16 protein-coding genes and 1 pseudogene are annotated in these 18,132 nt (G+C 57.6%); 10 read left to right on the forward strand and 7 right to left on the reverse strand.

Features of this window, described 5'->3' with window-relative positions:
* Positions 1–2: 2 nt before the first annotated feature.
* The 5 genes from AC0L3O_RS19570 to AC0L3O_RS19590 form a co-directional block, all read right to left on the reverse strand.
* The gene (locus AC0L3O_RS19570; protein WP_473533738.1) at positions 3–1,589 is read right to left on the reverse strand and encodes a lipopolysaccharide biosynthesis protein; all 1,587 of its coding nucleotides are present in this window, start codon (positions 1,587–1,589) and stop codon (positions 3–5) included.
* A gap of 250 nt (positions 1,590–1,839) precedes the next feature.
* Positions 1,840–3,090, reverse strand: coding sequence for a glycosyltransferase (locus tag AC0L3O_RS19575; RefSeq protein ID WP_473533737.1), 1,251 nt, complete (start codon positions 3,088–3,090; stop codon positions 1,840–1,842).
* Entirely contained in the window at positions 3,087–3,308 is a 222-nt protein-coding gene (locus AC0L3O_RS19580) for a hypothetical protein (protein ID WP_473616335.1), read from the reverse strand. The genes AC0L3O_RS19575 and AC0L3O_RS19580 overlap by 4 nt, the downstream gene beginning before the upstream one ends.
* Before the next feature lie 13 nt (positions 3,309–3,321).
* A complete protein-coding gene (locus AC0L3O_RS19585) occupies positions 3,322–4,569 on the reverse strand; it encodes a glycosyltransferase (protein ID WP_473533735.1) in 1,248 nt (415 codons plus the stop codon).
* 959 nt (positions 4,570–5,528) lie between these two features.
* Entirely contained in the window at positions 5,529–5,726 is a 198-nt protein-coding gene (locus AC0L3O_RS19590; RefSeq protein ID WP_287177289.1) for a hypothetical protein, read from the reverse strand.
* 342 nt (positions 5,727–6,068) lie between these two features.
* Between AC0L3O_RS19590 and AC0L3O_RS19595 the strand changes: the two genes are divergently transcribed.
* The 5 genes from AC0L3O_RS19595 (at position 6,069) to AC0L3O_RS19615 (ending at position 12,209) form a co-directional block, all read left to right on the forward strand.
* The gene (locus AC0L3O_RS19595) at positions 6,069–8,684 is read left to right on the forward strand and encodes an SGNH/GDSL hydrolase family protein (protein ID WP_473616336.1); all 2,616 of its coding nucleotides are present in this window, start codon (positions 6,069–6,071) and stop codon (positions 8,682–8,684) included.
* Positions 8,681–8,941, forward strand: a complete 261-nt coding sequence (locus AC0L3O_RS19600; RefSeq protein WP_287177291.1) for an acyl carrier protein — start codon at positions 8,681–8,683, stop codon at positions 8,939–8,941. Before AC0L3O_RS19595 ends, AC0L3O_RS19600 begins: the two co-directional genes overlap by 4 nt.
* A gap of 8 nt (positions 8,942–8,949) precedes the next feature.
* A complete protein-coding gene (locus tag AC0L3O_RS19605; protein ID WP_473616337.1) occupies positions 8,950–10,512 on the forward strand; it encodes an amino acid adenylation domain-containing protein in 1,563 nt (520 codons plus the stop codon).
* Positions 10,512–11,660: an acyl-CoA dehydrogenase family protein gene (locus AC0L3O_RS19610; RefSeq protein ID WP_473533732.1), complete on the forward strand. Its 1,149-nt coding sequence runs from the start codon at positions 10,512–10,514 to the stop codon at positions 11,658–11,660. The genes AC0L3O_RS19605 and AC0L3O_RS19610 overlap by 1 nt, the downstream gene beginning before the upstream one ends.
* A gap of 126 nt (positions 11,661–11,786) precedes the next feature.
* Positions 11,787–12,209 carry a polysaccharide pyruvyl transferase family protein gene (locus tag AC0L3O_RS19615; protein WP_473616338.1) on the forward strand — a complete coding sequence of 141 codons (423 nt, stop codon included), beginning with the start codon at positions 11,787–11,789 and terminating at the stop codon, positions 12,207–12,209.
* A 169-nt stretch (positions 12,210–12,378) separates the two neighbouring features.
* Here the strand turns inward: AC0L3O_RS19615 and AC0L3O_RS19620 are convergent.
* Positions 12,379–12,480 (reverse strand): annotated as a pseudogene (locus tag AC0L3O_RS19620) (IS5/IS1182 family transposase); the annotation flags it as partial.
* A 91-nt stretch (positions 12,481–12,571) separates the two neighbouring features.
* Between AC0L3O_RS19620 and AC0L3O_RS19625 the strand changes: the two are divergent.
* Positions 12,572–13,351, forward strand: coding sequence for a sulfotransferase family 2 domain-containing protein (locus AC0L3O_RS19625; protein WP_353682324.1), 780 nt, complete (start codon positions 12,572–12,574; stop codon positions 13,349–13,351).
* 443 nt (positions 13,352–13,794) lie between these two features.
* Here the strand turns inward: AC0L3O_RS19625 and AC0L3O_RS19630 are convergent, their stop codons facing one another.
* On the reverse strand, positions 13,795–15,162 hold the full coding sequence (locus tag AC0L3O_RS19630) for an exopolysaccharide biosynthesis polyprenyl glycosylphosphotransferase (protein ID WP_473533729.1): 1,368 nt from the start codon (positions 15,160–15,162) through the stop codon (positions 13,795–13,797).
* A 391-nt stretch (positions 15,163–15,553) separates the two neighbouring features.
* On the opposite strand from AC0L3O_RS19630, the gene AC0L3O_RS19635 reads away from it, so the two are divergent.
* The 4 genes from AC0L3O_RS19635 (at position 15,554) to AC0L3O_RS19650 (ending at position 18,107) form a co-directional block, all read left to right on the forward strand.
* Positions 15,554–16,276 (forward strand): Crp/Fnr family transcriptional regulator, encoded by a 723-nt coding sequence (locus tag AC0L3O_RS19635; protein WP_287345894.1) that lies wholly within the window; start codon positions 15,554–15,556, stop codon positions 16,274–16,276.
* Between the two features lie 313 nt (positions 16,277–16,589).
* Complete coding sequence (locus AC0L3O_RS19640; RefSeq protein WP_287345895.1) at positions 16,590–16,883, forward strand: hypothetical protein; 294 nt, start codon at positions 16,590–16,592, stop codon at positions 16,881–16,883.
* A 253-nt stretch (positions 16,884–17,136) separates the two neighbouring features.
* Entirely contained in the window at positions 17,137–17,466 is a 330-nt protein-coding gene (locus AC0L3O_RS19645; RefSeq protein ID WP_353682553.1) for a Vgb family protein, read from the forward strand.
* The gene (locus tag AC0L3O_RS19650; RefSeq protein ID WP_473616340.1) at positions 17,406–18,107 is read left to right on the forward strand and encodes a Vgb family protein; all 702 of its coding nucleotides are present in this window, start codon (positions 17,406–17,408) and stop codon (positions 18,105–18,107) included. Before AC0L3O_RS19645 ends, AC0L3O_RS19650 begins: the two co-directional genes overlap by 61 nt.
* Positions 18,108–18,132: the final 25 nt, after the last annotated feature.

Here is an 18,132-nt window from a genome sequence, read left to right on the forward strand (position 1 = left end):
GATCACATGTAATAACGAGCCAACTGGCGAAAAGCAAACCTTAGCGACGGAAGCGTTCGAACTCCTTCTACATCAAACCACACCAAAGTTTTCTCTGGCAAGAAGTAGAGTAGCGCGAGCACTGAGTTCACAACAGCAAGAGCGCTGATTGCGACAATGACAATGCTCGACTGCCCAACAAGCATAGCCTTTGTACCTACGCCGATGGCAACAACCACCACGGCGAGAGACATTGGCATAACGTGAGCCCTAAGAATAGCACCGATACTCATTTCCATAACTCTGGAGACGAGTCGGACGGTGATCACAAAAGCAGCGCCGAAAGCCAGTAGCACCACCGTGCAAATGCTGGCGAGGCCATGATCGGAAGTCGTCAGGATGCCGAGTGCGAGTATAGCAACGACAGCGCAGTTATTCTTGATGATGAGATAGGGCTGCCCCAGCGCCTGAAGGACTGCGTAACTAACCCTGTTACCAAGTCGAAAATATAGGCTGGTCGCAAGAAGGGCAAAGGGCAAGACGGCCTCGTCCCATCGTGTACCAAGCATAATGTCGACAAGCTCTTGCGCGAAAACGATAGAAAATGCACTGGTCGGGATGGTGGCCAGAGCCGTTAAAGATAGGCCCTTCAAGTATCCGCTGCGCAGGCGTTCTCGGTCATTCTGAAGCTGAGCCATGGCAGGAAATGCAACAATTCGGACGATGCCGTTGAAGAGATGCCCTGCATTCTCGCTGAGGAAAGCCGCGCGCGTGAAAAGACCGAGCGCCTCGGCGCCCATGAGCCGTGCGATAAGAAACTTGGGGGTATTGTTCACCAGGTATCCGAAGGGCTGCGTGAGCGAGAACCCAAGGCTCATCGGCCACAATTCGCGAAACGCTCGAGCTGAAAAGCCGGGCAGCACGAGAAGCTTGCGAGCAGCAACTCCGAAGGCAAGCGCACCAACAGACACTTCTGCAATCTGCATGGCGACGAGCGACCAATAGCCGAATCCGGCGAACGCCATGGGAACAGCAACGACGAAGCCCGCTACGGAGAAGCTGAAGAGCGGGCGGAGAGAAACCGCCCTTATCCTCATGTTGCGCACAAGGAGCGCCTCGCAGATCAAGTTGAAGGCACCCAGCGGGGTCGTGAATGCGAGCAGTTTCACGACATCGGTTAGAGCTTCGATACGCATCAACGCTGCGACAAACGGCGCTGCGAGCCACAAGGCGGCACCGATCACGCAAGATAGAGTAAGAGAGACACCGAGCGCAGTTGCTATGTGATCTCGCTCGACGACCTTGCGCTGGATGAGCGCCTGGGCCAGGCCCAAACCATAGAGCATCGCCGCAAGCTCCACGGCGATGAGTGCGCCGCCGACGACGCCGTAATCCCGCGGCGAAAGCAGCCGCGCCAATATCGCAACCGAAATGAATTTCAGTCCCAGGCGCGCGATCGAGGTTACGCCGGACCAAGCAGCGCCCTTCAGCATGCGCTCTGTCAGTTTGCGCGGTTTAGTTGTCGAGTTGCTGTCCTCAGTGTTTGCCATGCACGATACGCCGTTTGGGTCACCGGTAGCGTCTCCGCCGTCGTTTGCTGATTCAGCCATGAATATAATCCTGTTGGCGCCATCGATGACCCTGCCATTCCAGCTTGATGAAGGTTGTCGCCAATACATCCCCCTTCCGTACGAAGAGCCTCTGCTTGACTGCATTTCTGCCGGGAGCCGCCTCGACCAACTCGCCACCGGCAGCATTCAAGCGACGCCGCACTAGGACGGAGTAAACCGCCCTTTCTGCTTTCCGTCCACTGGCCAAATATGAGCGTCTGTGCATTAGATCCTCGCCTGGCAAAAGCAGCTACCAGACGAATCTCCTCTTTGTACCGAGCATGTTACTCTCAGACGTCACATGCTGCCGCATGAGAGTGGAGTATAGCTCCATTTGGAGCAGGGCGACGCTCTCCATGCTGAACCGCGCGGCGATTGTCTGTACTGCGTGCTGCGCCATCTCATAGCGCTCGGCTTCCGATAGGCCGAGCGCGCGACGAAGAAGCCCGGAAAACTCGGCATGCGAGCGGGCCAGAAAGCCGCTGCGCTCATGTTCCACAATGTCGGACGCACCGCTGACATCGGTGATGATTGGGACCACGCCGCAGCTCATGGCCTCGAGCAGGGCGTTTGACATGCCTTCCGACGCCGAGGTGGAAAGATAGAAATCAGCCTCCCACAGAAAGGGAAACACATCTTCGACCGCCCCGGCGAATGTGACCTTGCCGGACAGGCCCAACCGGGCCGCCTGTTCCTCGAGCGCGGCGCGGCACTGGCCATCGCCCAGGATGGTGAGTTGCGCCTTTGCGTCGGCGGGAAGTGCCGCGAACGCATCGATCATGTGCTCGACGCATTTTTCCGGATCGAGACGGCCAAGGCAGATAAAGCGTTGGCTGCCATCGGCGCTCGGCTCGCGGCGCGGCTTGCGGGGCAGATCGATCCCATTCGGAATCATATGAATGCGATCCGCGCCGATGCCATGTCTCTTCAGATCACCAGCGATTTGGCGGCTATTGGCGATGAAGGCCGTGACGCGACGTTTAATCGAGGCGGACGCCCAGCGACCGATGATCTTCTTTTCACGCACAACGTCGAGATCGAAACACCGTCCGCCCCGGGCCAATTTTGCGAGAACCGGTTTGCGCAGGAGGGCTCCTGCCAATGCCGCCGGAACAGCGTGAAGTCGGGCATGGATGATATGTACGACATCGAATTCGTCGCGACGGCGCAGCATCCAGATCAAAACCTGGACACACCACGACAGGAACGACAGCATATGCCGCCCGCCCAAATACGGAGCCGCGCGCAAACGAAGGCGATGGATAGGCACCCCGTCGATGGCGGACCGTTTCGGGGTCGAGTGCCACAGTCTGGGTGCCAGAATGGTTGCGGAAACGCCGCTTTCAACCAGCGCCCGAGCAAATCGCCGCGCCTGTTGTTCGCCGCCGCCATATGACTCAGGAAAATAGGTTGGAAGCACGAGCAGAACACGTATGCTGGGAAGAGCTTCGGCTCGCGGGGTCTTCATCGGATAAGCGGAGGGGATTTTTGCTGCAATCATATCAGTCCGCCGGATAGCGTTCCTGGAGCCAAGGCGGCCACCAAGATTACAACCCCGTCCCATGCGCAAAAAAGAAGATGCCTCTTTGGCATCTCACTGCCTTTCAGCGCATCGATCCCCTTGTCGTCCAGATCGACGCACTCCACCTCATCCCCGAAATCGGCAAAGTTTGCACCGCTAATCAATCCGGCAAGCTGCCCGATCACCGTCAAACACATAGGCTGCACCCGTTCATCGCGGAAGAGCCACATTTCGGACAGGAGGTGTTGTTGATACTCCCGTGCTTGCCCGATGATGGTTAAGAGCCGCGCGGTAAATGGCATCGGTCCGCTTGCCCATCAGCTTGACGTCCCAGTTCGAAAGATCCGTCGCCGCGGCACTTTGGGCGAGGCAGGCCAGTCTTGCACGATCCTCCAGGAGGGCGGCAATGGCGTCGGCCATCGCTGCCAAATCATCCGCGGGTGTAATCACACCGTTGATACCAGGGCGGAGCACTTCGCGAAGACCTGGCAGATCGCAAGCGACGCAGGGCTTGCCACCGGCGAGATATTGCATGACCACGCGGGGCAATCCCTCCCGCATGGAACAGAGCAGGCAGAGATCCGCGAGCGCGATCAGCCGCTCGGGGTCGTCCCGATAACCGGTAAAGACCACTTGTCGCTCGAGCCCAAGCCGCCTAGCCTGCGATTCCACGGTCGAGCGAAGCGGCCCGTCGCCCGCGAGCACAAGCACCGCGTCGGGTAACCGGACGGCGACTTTGTTGAAAGCGTCCAGAAATTCCGCGTGTCGCTTGCGTGGCTCGAAAGCCGCGATCATCAAGAGCACGGACGGGCGCGGCGCGTCCGGGGTCAAGCGCAACAAATCGCGCCAACCGTCGGGCGGACCGGCGTTGCGAAAACGATCGAGATCGAATCCGGAATGGACGACATAATGTTTGTCTGGATGTCCCACTCCCGCGCTCAAGCATAAGTCGCGGATGCCCTCGCTCACACTGATGAACGCACTGGTGACTGGCGCTGCCAGCTTTTCCAAGGCGAGATAAGCAAACCGCTCGGCGACGCCGACATTGACAAAAGGCACGATATGCACGCCATGAACGATCGCTGGAACTCCCGCCGCCCATGCGGCGAGCCGCCCGAGAATGCCTGCCTTGCTGGTGTGCGTATGCACGATGTCGGCATGCAAGGCGCGGAACGTCCGCGTAAGCGCCAACAATGCCTTCACGTCGGAGACAGGCGAAATGGATCGGGTCAAGCCCGGGACCCCAATGAGTTCCACCCGCGGGTCCACTTTAGCTCTGATTTCCGGCTGGACCGTCTCGCCATGTAGCAGGGCAACATCATGCCCCCCTTGCGCGGCCCAATTGCAGGAATGGACAGTATTCTCATCAGCACCGCCATTGATGAGACGGGTGATGACATGAGCGATACGCAGTCGACGCCCCAAGTCAATCTTGCCTTCCGCGTCCTGTACTTTCATATCGCTGCACCGATCGCGCTGAATTTATCCGTTGGGTGCGTTCCCATGCCCAGCCGCGCTTTTGGTCCATGCTCCCCGATATCGGTGCTACTGCATTGGAGTAACATGCCACGCCTCGGTGGGTGCATGCCGTGAGATGAACCCCGAATCCTAAGTGTCCTTCTTGGGCCATGACACATGCAGTCCGTAAGGAGGGTTATTCCAACGGCTTCCAGTCGATCAGATCTAACTTGTTGGATGTAAACGTCTCAGAGAACTGCCGCTGTTACCCCGGGCACAGCGGAGTGATTATTTTGTGGTATACCTTGTACCAATACTTCTGCCTTATCGCGTTTTACGAAATCGGATCGGAACCGGACTCGTTAAAAAGTAGTGGAGGCAACGCTTTAAGGGACCAGGCGCTTTACCCGTCAGGGGACAGGAGCTATGGGAGGGGCCGGATCCGCAGCTTGCGGATTTTCGCGTGCTCCACGTTACTTATTATCGATGTGCGGCGGCAGCTGGTTGAGACGCGCGAGCGGGCAGTCGATCAAGACATTGTCCCTTCCCCGAGAGGCTAACTTGGTTCGATCGCTCTGCAAGCGCCAGCGGAGACTTACTCCTCGGTTACAAACGAGACCACTCATCAATCGGCCTGCGCGGCGACCTGGCAAATCTGATGGCAGTACCTGCCATAGGGCCGAGGGCGACGCATGCAATCAATCTCTCGCCTGCTCGAATTCGACCTACGTCACGAATTTCCCGTTCAACTCGACCATCGACCGCAAGATTGAGTGGGCAAGCCACGAGCCGAAGTGCCTCCGCGGCCAACAGGAATGCATTAGGAACAGCGCACCATCGACATAAATCTGGTTTCGTTGATTGCTTCCTCGCCAGGCCCTTGTGTCTGACGTGACAATGGCCAGGTTTGATATGGACTGTGAAAAGCCTCGCGCCCCGCCCTGCAGGGCGACATGTATTTAACGACCTTCCGACACCGAGGTCGAACGATAGAATTCAGCCTCCCACAGGAATGGAAAGACATTTTCGACCGCGCCAGCGAAAGTGACCCTGCTGGAAAGGCCCGACCGGGCGAGAGTGGCGCGGCATTGGCCATCGCCCAGGATGGTGAGTTGCGCCTCTGCCTCGGCGGGAAGTGCCGCGAACTCGTCGACCATGTGCTCGAGCGTTCCGGATTAAGATGGCCAACGCAAATAGAGCGTCGGCTGCCATCGGCGTTCGGCTCGCGGCGCGGATCGATCCCATTCGGAATCGGCTTCCAATCGGTCAGATTTAGCTTGTTGGATTTAAGCGTCTTAGAGACGGGTCGCTGTTACCCCGGGCACAGCGGAGCGATTTTTCTCTGATATACTTACGTACTTCTGCGTTTGCGCGGAACCGGACTCGTTCAAAGAAGTCAAGGCAACGCTCTAAGGACCGGGCGCTTTACCCGTCAGTGATGGGAGCCATGGGAGGGGACCAGCAGCTTGCGGATCTTTCGCGTGCCCAGAAGCTACTTCTTGTCGATGTCCGCTGGCAGCTGGTTGCGGCGCGCGAGCGTGCATTCGATCAAGACATTGTCTCTTCCCTGGTCGGCGGATCCTACGGGGACTGAGTCGAGAAGCATCCTGGCTTGGTTCGCCATAGCCGGCGAGATGGCCCTCTTCATCGCGCTGGTCTATCTCCTCAGGCTCGAGACTACTGCGCTTGTCCGCGTCCTGCTCGTTGCCCTCGCCGGCTGGTGCGTGCACTACTTCCTGCCACAGCGTTACCGGCTGCCGTTTTTCGTGCTGCTCTCGTTCGCGGCTATCGCCGCAGTTTTCGCGAACCTTGGGCCCAACTGGCACCACTGGAGATTTGAGGGCCTCATCGATGCCGCCTGGATCGTCGCCATTGGGCTCGTACTGATCGGAATTGTCCACCTACCGATCACTTTTGGATGGAGAGTGCTGGCGCTGGTTGGCGCCGGCTGCGGGCTCGCCGCCGCACGAATGGACTGGATTGCGATCCCGTGGACGCGCGCCGTCTGGCCCGTGCTCGCTTCAATGTTCATGTTCCGTCTCATTGTCTATGCGTACGAAATGCGGCGTGACCAGAGGATGGCGACGGTTTCGGAACGTCTCGCCTATTTTTTCATGTTGCCGAACGTGTGCTTCCCGCTCTTTCCGGTCGTAGATTTTAGAACTTTCCGTAGCAGCTACTACAATGCTGACCGGCATTATATCTATCAAACAGGTGTTGAGTGGATGTTTCGCGGCGCTATCCATTTAATATGCTACCGTATCGTGTACCAGCGGTTTGTGATCGATGCTGCGGATGTACACAATCAGATTGAGCTTTTGCAATTTATCATATGGCCATTTTTACTTTATCTGAAGGTTTCAGGAACTTTTCACATAATCACCGGGATTTTGCATTTATTTGGATTCAACCTTCCAGAAACCCACAATTTGTACTTTCTTTCCTCAAGTTTCACAGATTTCTGGCGTAGAATAAATATATACTGGAAGGATTTCATAATGAAAATTGTGTACTATCCATTGTATTTTCGTTTTCGACGCTGGGGAGAGAGCGTAGCGCTGGTCAGCGCGACCCTCCTCGCGTTCCTCGCGACTTGGCTGCTGCACAACTATCAGTGGTTCTGGTTACGTGGCACCTGGGTATTCACCTGGAACGACTTCCTCTTCTGGATGATCCTGGCCGTGCTTGTGACGATCAACGCCCACTATGAAATGCGGCACGGTCGCACGCGGCGCCTGCGTGGCGGGGCATTAAGCTGGAACGGTGCGCTGCAAACTGCTGGCCGGACCATCGGCGTGTTCGTCGTCATCTCGCTCCTTTGGTCGTTTTGGAGCGCGAGCTCGGTCCCGCAATGGTTCTCGGTCTTCGAAACCGTGGGTGTGGAAGGCCCTGGCAAAACAACGCCCGCCATCGTGCTGCTCACGATAGCAGCTATCATTGGCATTCCTGCCCTTGCGCTCGCGCGGGGCGCCGCCGACCGCCAATACAGTTTTCGGCGGTCGGTTGCGTCGGTCGGTGTCTGCGGGTTGATCGCGGTTTGCATCTCGCTCCCCGGGTTTCGCGATCGCCTCGGCGAGACTGTGAGTACCGCAATGGCCGACATTAGAGCGCCGAACCTCAATAGCCGCGACAACGAGAACCTGGAGCGCGGCTACTACGAGAATCTCGTCAATGTCAGCGCTTTTAACCCAGAACTGTGGATTGTCTACGGCCAACGACGAGACGAGCGATGGGTCAATTTACACAAGACGCCGCTGATTGAGTTTACGGGTGCGCTTCCTTCGATCTATCTGCGTCCACTCTCCCAAGCAGAATATAGGGGACACCGGGTCCACATCAACCGCTGGGGCATGCGAGACCAGGACTACGAAAAGCTTCCTTCTCCCGGCACCCTGCGAATTGCAGTCGTCGGCGCTTCGATCATCTTCGGCGCGGGCGTCGCAGATGACGAGACCTTCGAAGGCTTGTTGGAGCAGCGGATGAATGAGCAGGCGGCCGACAGCGGGTATCCACACTACGACGTGCTGAACTTTGGCGTTGGGGCTTATACTTCTGTGGACATGCTAGCCATCATCGAGGACCGGGTGATTGCATTCAAACCAAACTACATCTTTTACTTCGAGCACAGCGCGCTTATTACGCGAATGCTAGACCACCTCATCATAGCAATGCAGAATGGCTCCGCATATCGCTACGACTTCGTGCGCGACATTGTACGCGAGAGCGGGATAGATCACAGGGCCGACCCCGAGGTGCTCAAAAGAAAGCTCACGCCCTACGGAGAGAGACTTCTGCGTGCGATCTATTCTCGAATCGTGGAAACTGCGAAGCGAGAAGGTGTCGGGGCCTTTTGGATATATCTGCCCAGGGTAGACGAGAGGACCAGTCCCGAGGTGGAGAGGCGCCTCGCTGCCGAGGCTGGATTCGACGTTCTCGATCTTTCCGATGTGTATGACGGGTACGACTGGCGGACCCTTCTTGTAGCACCTTGGGATGATCACCCAAACGCCGCCGGCCATCGGCTTATCGCCGACAAGCTTTACGAGGTGCTGCGGCAACACCGGGATCTAATTCCCCTGAACCTTGCGGCTGCTCCACGAAAGGAGGGACAATGAACACGATCCAGATCAGGACGATGACCAGGGATTTCATATTGAAGGAGTTCCTGCCCGGTGAAAGGCCGGAGAATCTGACGGATTCAACGGAGCTTATAACTGGCGGCATTCTCGACTCGCTTGCGACGCTTAAGCTCGTTACGTACCTGGAAAAGTCCTGCGGCATCGAAATCGCCCCCGACGAACTCGTGCCGGAGAACCTGAACTCCATCGCCCATATTGCCAATTTCGTGCAATCGAAGCAGGCGTGCACGTAGAGCCCGTCATGCCGGTCGCTATCTTGCACGAGTACCTGGAACAGAGCGCGAGGCGGTATCCCGGGACGTGCGCCGCAGTCGAGGCGAGCTCCGGACGACAGATCACCTACGGCGAGCTCGACGCGCTGTCGGACCAAGTCCGCGACCATCTGCGTCGGATCGGCGTCCGGCTGGGGGACCGCGTCGGCATTTGCCTTCCAAAATCGATCGCCTCGCTCGCTGTTCTGTTCGGCATCTTAAAGGTGGGCGCGGCCTATGTGCCCGTCGACACTCTGGCACCGCCCGCGCGTAACGCGTTCATATTTAACGACTGCGGCGTGCGCGCGATTTTCGTGGAGGCGTCCCGAGCCGAAACTTTGCGCTGTGAGTTGGCGCGCTTGGCTGCGGAACCTTGTCTCTTGCCGCTCGACTGGTCCGACGGTGCCTCGCCGCTCGCGGCGTACCAGGCTGGCGTAGAGGCCGGCGACTTGGCGGTGGAGGACGAATCGGCGCGGCCGGACCCGGACAACCTCGCTTACGTGCTTTACACTTCGGGTTCGACCGGCCAGCCGAAGGGCGTGATGCTGACGCATCGCAATGGCTCGAGCTACGTGGACTGGTGCTCCGAGATCCTCGCCCCTGACGAGAATGACCGCTTTTCCTCCCATGCGCCCTTCCACTTCGACCTGTCTATCCTCGACGTCTTCGTACCGCTGAAGCACGGCGCGACCGTATTCCTGATCGGTGAGGAGCTCGGCAAGAATCCGCTTCGCATGGCGTCGGTTATCGCCGAGCGGCGATTGACCGTCTGGTATTCCACGCCCTCCGTACTCACGCTTCTGGTCGAGCACGGCAGCCTTGATGCTCGTGACGACCACGCTCTTCGGTTCATTCTATTTGCCGGCGAGGTTTTTCCGGTCAAGCATCTGCGCAGGCTAAAGGCCGTGGTCCCACGTGCACGCTACCTGAATCTCTATGGCCCAACCGAAACCAACGTTTGTACCTACTACGAAATCCCGCAGACGATCGCCGAAGACCGCTCGGCGCCGTTTCCGATCGGGCGCGCCTGCTCGCATGTAAAGGCACGCGTGATCGATGCGAATGGTCGCAACGTGCCGCGAGGCCAGGAAGGCGAGCTCGCAATCAGCGGTGCGCCCGTGATGCTGGGCTATTGGAACATGCCTGAGCGAACAAGCGCCGCTTTTCATGTCGATTCAAGCGGTCGCTGGTACCGCACCGGCGATGTAGTGATCGAAGGCGATGGCGGAGTCTACACCTTCCGCGGTCGACGCGACCGGATGGTGAAGAGACGGGGATATCGGATCGAACTCGGTGAGATCGAGACGGCGCTCTATCGCCATCCAGCGATCTCCGAGGTAGCGGCGATCGCTCGCTCGGAGGAGTCGGGCGTCTCCATAACGGTGTTCTATGCCTCGCGCGACGGCCATGCGCTGTCGCTCATCGAGCTGAAGCGGTTCTGCGCCCACAACTTGCCGGCCTACATGGCCCCGGACTGGTTCTCGCATCAGCAGTTACTTCCCAAGACATCGACAGATAAAATCGACTACCAGCATCTGATGAGGATGGAGTAGTGGATTTCGCGCTGAACGAGGAGCAGCGTATCCTGCGTGGCCAGATCCTTCGCTTCGCGCAAGATAAGCTCAATAAAGATATCAGGCAGCGCGACCGAGACCAAGTATTCCAGCGCGAGTTGTGGGGGGCTTGCGCTCAGATGGGCCTGACCGGCCTGCCAGTCCCCCAGGCCTACGGGGGACCCGGTCTCGATTCCCTGTCCACGGCCATTGCAATCGATGCGCTTGGCTACGGCTGCGAGGATTCCGGCTTGGTCTTCTCGATCTGCGCCCACCTTCTGGCCTGCGTGGTGCCGATTTGGAAGTTCGGCACTGAAGAGCAGAAGAATCGATATCTTCCGGGGCTCTGTGATGGCACCTTGATCGCAGCCAATGCGATGAGCGAACCGGAGTCGGGTTCCGATGCATTTGCGATGCAAACCCGGGCGGAGCCTCATGGCGACGGCTTTCTAATCAACGGCACGAAGACCTTCGTGAGCAACGGGCCGGTGGCAGATGTTGCCGTCGTCTTTGCTGTCACTGACCGCGCCAAGGGGTATTTCGGCGGCATCACGAGCTTCCTCGTGGACCGTGCGCTGCCCGGCTATCGGGTCGCGCAAAAGTTCGAAAAAATGGGACTGCGGACGTCTCCGATCGGGGAGCTTGTCTTCGAAAACGTATTTGTTTCGAAGGACGCTATTCTCGGTGGAGTGGGCGGCGGCTCCAGGCTGTTCGCTCATAGCATGGACTGGGAGCGGGCGTGCCTGTTCGCCAGTCATGTAGGCACCATGGAGCGGCTTCTGGAAAAGGCAGTGGACTATACGCGCACCCGACGTCAGTCCGGCCAGGCCATCTCCAAGCACCAGGCGGTCGCCCATAAGATTGCCGACATGAAGATGCAGGTGGAGGCGGCCCGACTGCTCGCCTACAAGGCGGCGTGGGGCCTTGAGCGATCCCAGTCCGTATCCCTCGACGCGGCCGTTTCGAAGCTCTTTGTGAGCGAATCGCTGGTTCGCACCACGCTCGATGTCGTCCAGGTCTTCGGCGGCTATGGTTTCTTGAGCGAATTCGACGTCGAACGTGCCGTGCGAGATGCCATCGGCAGCAAACTCTATTCCGGAACTTCTGAGATACAGCGCAACATTATTGCTGGCTGGCTGGGGCTTTGATGACGGCTGTGGTCAGAACCTGTCCGGTGAAGGGCGGCGTGTGCTGTCGCTGGGCCCGATGTCGTATGGACGACCTCCCGCAGAATTTCTGGAAGTAGATATGACAAAGGGCGCTCGCGTCTACGTGTGGGGCTCAACATCTACCTTGGTTCGTCCCGTCGGTCTCGGTTGGCAAAACGCATACCGCAGATTGTAACACGAATTCGCAAAGATATAGATTTCATTTTCTATGAAATCAATCCAAAGAAAGATGGATATTTCGGAGCGTTTTGCGCCAACCTGTCACAAGATAATTGCAGCAGCAAAATTTTAACTGACGTGGAAGATGCATGTGGCGAGGCGTCTTCGCTTGATCTGCTGATTACTACTCGACTGCACTTTGGCGTAATTGCAGTGAGCTACGGCGTGCCATGTATTGCATATTCGGGAGTGGAGAAAACAAGACTCTTGTACAAGCGTATCAACAGATCCTCTTTTTTCTGGGGTTTCTATTTCCAGGCGCCATACAAAAGATCATACGAGACGGTAGCGAGGCTATTAACCCCGTGATTGTAGAAAATGCGATGCAACACTACACACGACTGTCACGGTCGCTTGAGGGGGTACTCGGAGCTTCTTCCCGTTCCGTGCATCATCTGCAATAAGGCTCTTTGCCTCGAGCGCACCGATCATGTTGCTCGGGCGTTTTTCCGGATCGAGGCAGCGAAGGCAGATGAGCGTCGCTTGCGTAGCGGGCACAACGCCGCTCATAATGCGCATGGGTGATTTCAGTCCAGGCCATCGTGATCTCCATCGAATCTCGCAAATCCGACGGAATCACAACCTGCTGAAATCCACTCAATTCTTTTTGGAACAGATGGACATTTAGAGGACGAAGGTCCATGTTCAATAAACAACGCGCTGAACCTGGGATGACTATATCCGCAAAGTACTCTCACGAGAATCCCCTACGGGAGAGCGTTTATCTCACGCGCGATTCAGACCCCTGGCAAACCAGAGCGCAACTCGCTTACATTGCAGCAAGACGAATATTGTTCTCACTACAGAACCGACCTGTGCCCACTCTCGAAACTGACGTACTCGTTTCTCTCCGGCATGAGGCGATAGTCGTAACAATCCCCAAATCCGGCAGCAGATCGCTTATGGCAGCGTTTCTCGACCGTTGGTCCGAGCAGGAAGGCGTGTGGTCTGAGACAACTTCACTCCAGTCTCTCTTGCACAAGGACTCGATCAGAAGAAAATTTCGCGTGATGGCAGTCGTTCGCAATCCCTGGGACAGGGTCTACAGCTGTTATAGGGATAAGATTGCAAGACTGGACCGGGGACGTCGCCGGGCGCACCGAATCGCACGTTACCGGGGCCTTCGCCCATTCATGCCCTTCGATGACTTCGTTAGCTGGCTCGGCTCCGATGAGGGGACGGATGAATCTGCCGATCGCCACTGGGTATCTCAGAGCGCTTTCCTGCGCGTAAAGAACGAGTACAGATGCGATCACGTATTCAAACTTGAGCAGATTGCGGACGAGATCGATCGACTGCGTGACGTTCTCGGTGAACCAGATTTCCAGATGCCGCGAACGAACATATTCGGGAACACTCGTGCTCGTCACGACGTGTACAATAGCTACACGCGGGCAATAGTCGAGAAACGATACGAGGAAGACATCGACCGCTTCAGATATGCCTTCTAACAGCCGCATCGCGCGCGCAACCAACATTCTAGAGGAAATCAAGAGCCGGATGCCGTCGAGCGGAAGCTCATAGGACTGCACAATTTCTCGTGTTGAAGGCGGCTGCGCCGCCCAGCAAGCCTGCTTTCGTTCGCCGCAATGAGCCCGTGGTCCGTCCTGAACCGTTGTGTGGCAAGATCCGACTGCCCCCGGCTTTTTGCTGAGGTTCCGTCATGTGTTGCTCCGACCATCTCCCCGCGTCGCGTTGATTTTCGCATTTGAGCTAAATTTAGCCTGCGAGATGCGCCACTGTCCGGCGACTGAACGGGCGCGAACCCGATTGTGAGGCTCGATGTACTCGCTGGCGGCGGATCGCCCGAAGCATCAGAATCAAAATTGTCCGTTCAATCGGTCGGAGGATGGACTGCATAAATCCATTTAGCTTCCTGAGAAGCTGCTATACATCAATAGACATCACGATCCGAAAAGATCAGTAGAGCAGTTTTCCAAATTATCTTAACGTCGAGAAGCATGCTCCAGGATTTTATATACCAGAGGTCGTGCTCAACGCGTTTTTCCATCCTCCAGAGTTCCTTCGTTTCCCCTCGAAAGCCATTGATCTGAGCCCAGCCTGTCAAACCGGGTTTTACATGATGACGATAAGCATAGCTCGCAATGATCACACTATAGGTATCGTCATGAGCGATGGCGTGAGGTCGGGGCCCAACCAGAGACATCTCCCCTCGAAGCACGTTGAATAATTGCGGCAGCTCGTCGATGTTTGACCGGCGCAATATTCGGCCAAGTCGGGTAACCCGCGCATCATTACGCTGAGCCTGGCGAATTTGTGTACCGTTCTCCTGCACCGTCATCGATCGGAATTTGTAAATATTGAACGGCTTACCACCAAAACCTCGTCGCATCTGCCGGAACAGCACAGGGCGACCGTTCTCGAGCGCAATGGCACATGCGACCAAGGCCATCAACGGACACAGGAACAGCAGGAGCAGGGATGCAACAGCAATGTCGAACAACCGCTTGAGCAGGCGTTCGGCAGGCCTCAACGGCATACGCTGGACTTCGAAGGCTCGCTGCCAGCCGGTGTGCAGCGGGCATCCAGCCAGAATTCTATCTATGTAGGCGTCGGCGAAAAGATAGATCGGCAGTGGTAGGCGGGACATTTCCTCCAGGATGCGTTCGATCAACTTCCGCTGGTCCCAAGAGCAAAAGAGATAAACTGCCCCATACGAGCCATTACGGAACGCAGCCTGTGCAGCTGCGGCGGCGGCATGCACCGATCGTGCTGCGATCGTGCCATCATCGTTCTCGATGTTCGAAACACCACAAACCGCGATGCCCTGTTGCCCAAGCTTGTTGATTATCCCCTGTTCCTTTCCAGGAACGCCAGAGTAAAACAGATAAACTGTGCGCAACACGAGTTTCTCAGCCGCCAGAAGCCGTTTCAGCCCACGCGCTAGAACCGCGTGGCCAGGCAGCAGGATTGGGAATCCGACCGCAAACGCCAGCGTCAAGGAGCCGCGCGAGAACGTCGACGTCGTCTTCGTGAGAAAGGCGAGCCAGAGAATTGAAAAGAAAACAAACAGCCAGCCGCTAAAGAGTGTTTTGATCCTGCAGTGATCGTCCAGGATGCCACTAACCGTGTAGGCGCCCCTGGCGGTCATGAATGCGACCAACAATAGGCCGGCGGTAACACTTAGGCAGATCGAATCCCAGATATCCGGCGGCCTCACCTCGAAGGCCCTATGATAGAGCTCAATTGACGCAAGAAGTATTGTCTGTCCAAGGAGGAAATCAGCAGTTGCGAGAAACACGCAAACTGCTCCCACGGGGAGCCGTAGCGGCTCTACGCTCCGCTTCCAGAGCGCACGCGACGCCTCGGTTGGTGCATGCCGCATAAGACGACCCCCCGAATCCTGTTGCATCCCTTCTCCTCTTTGGGTCATGGCACACGCCAACCCATAAGGAGGGGATTATCCCAACGGCTTCCAGTCGGTTAGATTTGATTTAAATGTCTCAGAGACATGCCGCTGTTACCCCGGGCACAGACGAGTCGCTATTTTATCGTATCCTAATGTGCTAATATTTTCTGCCTTAACGCGTCTGCGCGAGAACGGACCGGAAATCGGACTCGTTCAAAGAGGTGGTCAAGGCAATGCTTGAGGGGACCGGGGCGCTTACCCTATCAGGGAGGGAGAGGGAGCCATGGCAGAAAATGGCGCTGAGGTTCGGGTCAAACAGCTGAACAAAATACGCTTATTTCGGCAATTTGGGCAAGATACTCTTAGTGAAATGGCGAAAGCAGCCATCCTAAGGAGGGTTCCAAAGAATAAAGTCTTAACTCACCTTGGGGACATACCGCGTTATATTTACTACATAATCCATGGAAAAGTTCGTCTTAGTGTTCCCCTCTCAGATGGCCGAGAATTCATCTATTCCGATCTCGGTCCGGGTGACACTTTCGACTTGACTAGATTGTTCATCGCGCGACACAGTAACATGAACGCTGCATCAGTTGTGGACAGCGACTTGCTCCAAATCGAAGCAGCTTTCATGGCTAGTGTCTTCGACAAGCACCCAGATCTCGCACTGAAGGTGATCCCGCACTTATGCCAAGCAACGCACGACGCGCAAGAGCGAGTGATCCACAGTGCGTCGAATGCCCTGTCCACTCGATTGGCGAGCACGCTCCTGCGATTGACTGAGACCCCGCACAGCACGGCTACCGTGAATGGAGCTCTGAGCATCCACATTTCGCAGACCGACCTCGCGGCAATGATCCCGGCGTCTCGAGCGAAAGTGAATCGTTGCCTGAGAGAATGGGAACGGCGGTATCTGACCCAATACGACCACGGCTCGCTGACGATTCTCAATCGCACCGCATTAGAGTCTGTTGCTCTTGGCTACTCGCGTTTGATCGTTCAATGATGCCTTTCCCGTGTGCTCGGGCATCTCCACGCCATCCTCCGGGAAGATAATGAACCGGAAGTGGTGCCGGTCGTGCTCGGATCTCACGGTAAAGTCCTTTACGTCGGCGTCGTAGGTCGCCGCACCGGACATGAGCGCCTTCGTAGGTAACGAGACACCGCTCACTGCCGTGCAGACTGCGTCGACTGCGCCCGAGATTGGACGATGGCACCAGGGCACCGCCTCTTTGCTGTGCTCGGCACGACTTTGCTGTTGGAGAATCCGGGACTACACTATCATCGGCTCCGCCCATGTACCTCACGTCGGGGGAAGAATGGATCTGCAAGCCTTCAGAAATTCGATTGCGAAATCGCAGCCGCCCGCCGGCTTGAGCCCTGCCCTGCAGGCGCTGTGGTGGGATGCGAAGGGCGATTGGGATAAGGCGCACGAGCGCGCACAGGTGCGCGACGATACGGCGGGTATGCGCGTGCATGCCTACCTGCATCGCAAGGAAGGCGATCAATCGAACGCGGAGTATTGGTATCGTCGCTGCGACGCCGTGCCGTCGACGTTGACGCTTGATGAGGAATGGCAAGAGTTGGCGCGGGAACTTTTGCGGCAAAGCTGACGCCTTCCGCACGCCAAGTCCAATTGCGAGCCGCGGTTGCGTCGTCGTAACGCAGGTTTCCCACGATGCTACCGCCTATCGACGATTCTGGGCTTGCAGGCCTAGGCGAGGGCAGGGGCTGCACTAGCTCCTGACTTTATCGGCAAGGGACACGGCGAGCCCGCCATCTGCGGCTCGGCCGCCGCAGTGGCGCGAAAAGGATACGTGGATCGCTCGCTGTGCAAATTGAAACGCGCGATGTGAGGAGTTCGCCATGTTTCGTACGATTGCGTCGGCGCTGTTCGCCGCGCTGCTCTGCTCGGTGGCCGCGCGTGCCGCCTCGGAGGAGGTCCGCTACTATCCCGTTCCGGAGGGCGCCGGCCCGCACGATGTCGCTCCGGCGCCGGATGGCTCCGTATGGTACACCGCCCAGGGACAGGGCGCGCTTGGGCGGCTCGATCCTGATACAGGCGCCGTCAGGCACATCACCCTTGGCGACGGCTCGGCGCCGCACGGCGTGATCGTCGGTCCCGACGGCGCCGCTTGGGTGACCGACGGCGGCTCAACGCCATCGTGCGCGTTGATGCCGAAACAGAAGCGGTGAAGGCCTTTCCACTCCCCGAGGGGCACGGCTACGCGAACCTCAACACCGGTTCCTTCGACAAACACGGGAGGCTCTGGTTCACCGGGCAGGAGGGCATCTACGGCAGGCTCGATCCGGCGAGCGGCAAGGTCGAGGTCTGGAACGCTCCGCGCGGTCGCGGCCCCTACGGGATCACAACCACGCCGTCCGGTGAGGTCTACTACGCCTCGCTCGCCGGCAACCATATCGCCAGGATCGATGTTTCGACCGGCGAGGCTTCCCCGATCGACCCGCCGACCGCGGATCAGGGCGCCCGCCGCGTCTGGTCGGATTCCAAAGGCCGCATCTGGGTCAGCGAATGGAACGCCGGCCAGGTTAGCGTCTTCGACCCGGCCGCAAATGACTGGCGCAGCTGGAAGCTGCCCGGAGACGAGCCCCAGGCCTATGCCGTCTATGTCGATGAACGCGACAAGGTCTGGCTCACCGATCTCAGCGCGAACGCCATCGTCCGCTTCGACCCGGAAACGCAGACCTTCGCGAGCTTCCCGTCCGACCGCGACAACGCCAACGTGCGCCAGCTCAGCGGGCGCTCCGGCGAGGTATGGGGTGCGGAGTCCGGTACCGACCGCCTTGTCTTGATCGAGACCGAAACGGGCGAATAAAGCAAAAGAGGTCTAATGCATGTCG

It is taken from the genome of Mesorhizobium sp. WSM4810 (assembly GCF_055811235.1).

Bases quoted from the DNA above. Each gene is read 5' to 3' on its own strand.
- AC0L3O_RS19585 (WP_473533735.1), bottom strand. From the start codon at position 4,569: ATGAAAGTACAGGACGCGGAAGGCAAGATTGACTTGGGGCGTCGACTG.
- AC0L3O_RS19605 (WP_473616337.1), top strand. From the start codon at position 8,950: ATGCCGGTCGCTATCTTGCACGAGTACCTGGAACAGAGCGCGAGGCGG.
- AC0L3O_RS19600 (WP_287177291.1), top strand. From the start codon at position 8,681: ATGAACACGATCCAGATCAGGACGATGACCAGGGATTTCATATTGAAG.
- AC0L3O_RS19640 (WP_287345895.1), top strand. From the start codon at position 16,590: ATGGATCTGCAAGCCTTCAGAAATTCGATTGCGAAATCGCAGCCGCCC.
- AC0L3O_RS19625 (WP_353682324.1), top strand. From the start codon at position 12,572: ATGACTATATCCGCAAAGTACTCTCACGAGAATCCCCTACGGGAGAGC.
- AC0L3O_RS19570 (WP_473533738.1), bottom strand. From the start codon at position 1,589: ATGGCTGAATCAGCAAACGACGGCGGAGACGCTACCGGTGACCCAAAC.
- AC0L3O_RS19580 (WP_473616335.1), bottom strand. From the start codon at position 3,308: ATGTGTTTGACGGTGATCGGGCAGCTTGCCGGATTGATTAGCGGTGCA.
- AC0L3O_RS19645 (WP_353682553.1), top strand. From the start codon at position 17,137: ATGTTTCGTACGATTGCGTCGGCGCTGTTCGCCGCGCTGCTCTGCTCG.
- AC0L3O_RS19590 (WP_287177289.1), bottom strand. From the start codon at position 5,726: ATGGTCGACGAGTTCGCGGCACTTCCCGCCGAGGCAGAGGCGCAACTC.
- AC0L3O_RS19575 (WP_473533737.1), bottom strand. From the start codon at position 3,090: ATGATTGCAGCAAAAATCCCCTCCGCTTATCCGATGAAGACCCCGCGA.
- AC0L3O_RS19635 (WP_287345894.1), top strand. From the start codon at position 15,554: ATGGCAGAAAATGGCGCTGAGGTTCGGGTCAAACAGCTGAACAAAATA.